At 69.3% G+C, this 4621-nt stretch carries 5 protein-coding genes; 2 read left to right on the top strand and 3 right to left on the bottom strand.

Annotated elements, in window-relative coordinates:
• Positions 1-1054, top strand: a 1054-nt coding sequence (locus tag ACFVX4_RS41650; protein ID WP_389988605.1) for an alpha/beta fold hydrolase, incomplete at its 5' end; no start/stop codon positions are given.
• Between the two features lie 71 nt (positions 1055-1125).
• On the opposite strand, the gene ACFVX4_RS41645 is transcribed toward ACFVX4_RS41650, so the two are convergent.
• A complete protein-coding gene (locus ACFVX4_RS41645; protein WP_389988602.1) occupies positions 1126-1515 on the bottom strand; it encodes a hypothetical protein in 390 nt (129 codons plus the stop codon).
• A 698-nt stretch (positions 1516-2213) separates the two neighbouring features.
• Here ACFVX4_RS41645 and ACFVX4_RS41640 point away from each other — a divergent pair.
• A complete protein-coding gene (locus ACFVX4_RS41640; protein ID WP_389988599.1) occupies positions 2214-3311 on the top strand; it encodes a phosphotransferase enzyme family protein in 1098 nt (365 codons plus the stop codon).
• A gap of 172 nt (positions 3312-3483) precedes the next feature.
• On the opposite strand, the gene ACFVX4_RS41635 is transcribed toward ACFVX4_RS41640, so the two are convergent.
• Positions 3484-4005, bottom strand: coding sequence for an NUDIX hydrolase (locus tag ACFVX4_RS41635; protein WP_389988596.1), 522 nt, complete (start codon positions 4003-4005; stop codon positions 3484-3486).
• A gap of 84 nt (positions 4006-4089) precedes the next feature.
• Positions 4090-4542 (bottom strand): PPC domain-containing DNA-binding protein, encoded by a 453-nt coding sequence (locus tag ACFVX4_RS41630; RefSeq protein ID WP_389988594.1) that lies wholly within the window; start codon positions 4540-4542, stop codon positions 4090-4092.
• Positions 4543-4621 lie beyond the last annotated feature (79 nt).

The following is a 4621-nucleotide window of genomic DNA, read 5'->3' as shown; positions in this document are numbered from 1 at the left end:
GAGAGCTACGCCGCAGGACTCCACCTGCGCGGCTCCATCCTCTGGCTACGCAGTCTGCCGACCACCCGGTGATCCGAACTCAGAACAGGCCCTAATAGCCGGCGTACTGGAGACCGAGCCCGAGGAGGTCACCGACGGGGCGCACTTCGCCCACGAGCTCGACATCGACTCGTTGCTGATGCTGGAGATCTCGACCCGCGTGGAGAGCGCGTACGGCGTCCCGGTGAACGCCGTGGCAGCCAGCGGCGCCACCACGCTCACGGAGATGCACGCCTTCCTCGCCTCGAAGCTCACCAGCCAGACGCCGGCTTCCCCGCTCATCCGGCCCAGGCCGCTGAGCGACCCGGCGGCGCGCCTGTTCCTGCTCCACCACGCCGGCGGCTCGCACCTGCTTTACCGGGGCTGGGCGCAGCACTTCCCCGAGGACTGGGAACTGTGCCTCCTGGAGGCCCCCGGCCGAGGGCATCTGCAGGCCCTTCCGCTGATCGACGACTGCGACCGGCTGGTCGACTACTTCCACACTGCTATCGCACCACTGCTCGACCGGCCCTTCGGGTTCTTCGGCCACAGCATGGGCGCACTGATCGCCTACCAGCTCGCTCGCCGACTCCTGCGCCAGGGGGAACCGCTCCCCACCTGGCTGGGGGTGTCCGCCTACGGCGCCCCGCAAGGCGAAGCCGGCGCCGACAGCCGCCCTCACCTGATGGCCGACGACGAACTGCGCGCGTGGCTGCGGAGCGGCGGCGGCAGCCCACCGCAGCTCCTCGACAACGACGACGTCTGGCACAAGTTCGCCCCGGTGTTCCGCAGCGACTTCCAACTCGTGGACACCTGGACTCCTCCCCGCAGCCCCGAGCCGCTGCCCGTGCCGCTTTCGGTATTCGCGGGCCGCAACGACATGCTGATCGCGGAGGACCGTCTCCTTGCCTGGCGAGCGTTCACGACGAACTTCCGCGGACTTGAGAGGTACGAAGGCGACCACTTCTACCTGACGAACCACCAGCAGCCTCTCGCCGCCGCCATCACGGCCGCGATGCGCTCCGCAGCTCCTTGAGCCCGCTCTCACCACCACGCACCCGCCATCAACTCCAACGGGGTGCCGGCGGAGGGTGCGGGGGCGAGCCCTCAGGCGTCGGGGTCGACTTCGGGGTGCGTGAACCGCACGGGCCTGCCCAGCGACCGGGCGTAGCTGATCTCGGACCTGGTGCTGTCTCCGATGTAGTCGCCGACCACGAGCACCTCATCAGCGAGAAGGATCTTCGACCGGTGCAGCTCGTCGAGTCGAATCTTCAGCGCCTCGGCCTCGACCGGATCGGACCAGAGCTCATGTGGCGACTTCAGGTCGCAGCCCGGCTTGACGACAATCCTCCCGGCCTTGGTCTCCCGCAGGTCGGCCTCGGCCATCTCGGCCATGAAACGGGTGGAGCCGCAGATCGCGATGATGCGCGGGAAGTTCAGCTGCTTCTTCGCCTCGGCGAGCTGGTCCGCGGGGGTGATCACTTGTGGGGATGACACTGTTCCTCCTGGTGGTGCTGCCCAAGGGATGCCTGCGGAGACGCGAACGAAGGCGTCCAAGATCGCCTCACGGCGAACTGCGTGCACGCCTGCGCGCCCGCACTCTATGCGACGAGCATCCCTACCCGGTGCCGCGGCTCCCGCCGGTCGGCCCTACGCCCCGCCAGTGCGATGCCGAACTGGTCGCCCTCGCCACGAAGAGCCGGCGTCGCTCACCGCGTCCACCGTCTCGATCAGGCGATTCACGCGGCATCCCGCCGCGGTGTCGGCTTGGTCGGCCGGTCCCCTGCCGACAGCTGGTGGCGGTGCCGGGTCAGGCTCGGGCACTGACACCACCCGAACGAGGGAAACGCAATCAGATGACCGCATTGACGGAGGGTTGTCCGCTGGCGATCACCTCTGCGGCATGCCTGCGGCCGAGCGCGGCCAGTTCCCCGGCCCGGCCGGCCGCCGCGTCGAGGTCGCGGCTGAACTCGTGGTGGATGCGGCAGCAGTCGAGGACGCGGTCAGGGAGTAGGCCCCCAGAAGTCCAACGTCGTAGCCGAACGGGAGCCGGTCCCAGTTCTCCCAACGCTCACCCTGCACATTGCCTGCCAGGCCGAACGCCTCACCGGCACCCCGCGCCTGCGCCCTGGTCGACCCGACCATCTGCCGCCCGCTCACTGACCACGAGCGCTGTGCGCTTCGACGAGGAGACCATGTCCACCGCATCTCACCAGCCCGGCCTCGGCAGCCCCACCGAGACTGTCGCCGCGCCTTCCACACCCGGCGCGCAGGAGCAGATCAAGGCGGTCGCCGACACGCTGGTGCTCGGGTACGGACTGCACCCGGAAGAAATCACGCGGATCCCGGAGGGCACCGCGACGGACAACTACGCCATCGTCGACCAGACGGGCCGTCGGCACTTCGTCAAGGTCTATCGCACTCGAAGTAGCCTGGATCTGGCGTCAGTCGAGCTGTCCGAGTATGCCGCCGACGGGGGCGTCGCCACCGCGCGGGCGACCCGCACGCGCCAGCACGAACTGATCGCGACCCACGGCCGCCTGCCGATGTCCCTATGGTCGTACGTGCCGCACACCGAGACTGCCGAGGGCACCCTGACCGGTGCTCGCTGGGCAGCGGTCGGCGCAGCGATGGGCCGTCTCCACAGCCGACTCGCCACTCACCCCGCCGCCGCACCCACCCTGGAACCTGGTGCCGCGATATGCGACGTAGCCACCGCCCGTAGCCGCTTCGACAGGCTGATTCTCGCGTACCAGCACAGGCCTAGGCTGGGGGAGTTCGAGACTTGGGCTCTGCGGGCGGCGTGTGAGCGACACGCCGTCCTGGGGTACGTCGAGCGCATCCTCGCTTCACTTCCACCGCTGACGGTCCAGGTCATGCACGGCGACCTGGCCGGCCCCAACGTCCTGTTGAAGAACGACGACGTCGCCGCGATCGTGGACTTCGGACCACCCACACCCGGATACCTCGCCTGGGAAATCATGCGCCTTGGCTGTGACCCCAAGAGCTTCCAGTCCAACGGCGTCGAGAGGTGGCTCCAGGGATACGCCGACCTCGCCCTCGCCTATCGAGACGCCAACCCCACGGCGCCCGCAGACGACCTCCTGTCCTCGCTTCGCGTCGGCTGTGCAGCCATGCTCTGCTCGACCTTTCCGCTGTCGGCACCTGTGGAACGACCCCACCTCGTCGATGCCGCACTCGAGTCCTACGCGCGGGCACGGCACGAGGCCGCTCTGACGCTGCTGGAGCAGCTGCCTGCCCTGGAGGCGGCCCTGCGCGATGTTCTTCGCTGAGTCCATGAACCTCATGGCCCGTACTCACGCAGCCCGCAGGCCCGGACAGCGAACTCGACTGCCCAGGCCTGCTGTAGCAGCAGGGCGCTCAGGGCCGGCCGAGGGCGTGGCCGCCGCGCCCGGAGAGTGGAGGCGGAGGCGGCCGCGGAGGATCAGGAGGGCGGGGCGGCGATCATATGGTGAGCTGCTCCACCTGAAGCAGCTCGTCGGGGCTGACGTGGATCGCGGCGATGTTGGCGAGCCACTGCATCCACACCGGCTCGATGCCGGGCGCAGCCTCGAACTCGGCGTCCGTCACGCGTCCCTGCGCGTAGGCGACCGTGCGGTCTGCCAGCTCCTGCAGGGCGTCGGGAGCGATCCAGCGGACGTTCTTCGTCTCGCGGGCGCTCGGGGTGAGGTCGCCGGTGACGGTGGCCTGGTAGATGGTCCAGTCGTGGCCGGTGCCGCGTGCGCCGGGACGGCGGCGGCATCGGTTGTTCCGCCAGCATCCGGTGACGCGGGTGAGGCCGGTGACGGTGAGGCCGAGTTCTTCCTCGACCTCGGCGCGGCCAGCGTCATCGGCACTCCCGTGGTCGTCGATGTGGCCGGCGGCCGGTGCCGTGCCGGCCGGGAAGGTGGCGCGATCGAACATCAGGTAGCGGCCCTGGCGGTCGGTGATGACGACGCCGACCGAGGTGTTGTCGCAGGCCTTCATGGTCTCGCTCCTGATGGGTGCTGAACGTCATCGGCGCACGGTGGCACGCCCGGCTTCACGGAGTTCTGGCGGAGCCGGGCGGCGTCACAGGGGCCCGGCCTCGGGGCGCGGGGCGAAGGACAGGGTCGGGACGGCGTGCGGTCCGCACAGCGGTCGCAGCATCCGGGGGGAGAGGACCTCCTGAACGAACATCTCCTGGATGAACTGCACCTCCGCCCGCAGCAGATGAGACACGCTCCCCGCGGCGGCGAGGTCCTTGTGCCCGACCGCGACATGGATGTGCGGGGCGAGGACGTCGTTCTCCGGGCTCCAGGCGAGGGTGGCGGAGCCGACGGCCTCCACCGTGTGCAGGACCGTCTCCTCCCACATGGGAGCTTCCGGGTCCTCCAGCGGGCCGTTCGTCCCCACCAGCGTCACCTGCCGGAACCCGCCGAGGAACATCGGGATGATCGCCTGCCGGATCTCCATCTGCGCGCAGAAGCCGGTCAGCTCCGCGACGAAGTCGTCGCCGTCATCGAAGGCGACCCTGCTGCCCAATTCGTTCAGGCGGAGAGTTGGTAGTTGAGTCGTTCGAGCCTGCTGTGGCGGGCGCGGTCGAGTGGCCCGGTGGTCCAGT

Origin of the sequence: Streptomyces sp. NPDC058240 (genome assembly GCF_042882135.1) — a bacterium.
Lineage (GTDB): Bacteria > Actinomycetota > Actinomycetes > Streptomycetales > Streptomycetaceae > Streptomyces.
This window is presented reverse-complemented; position numbering and strand designations above follow the sequence as displayed.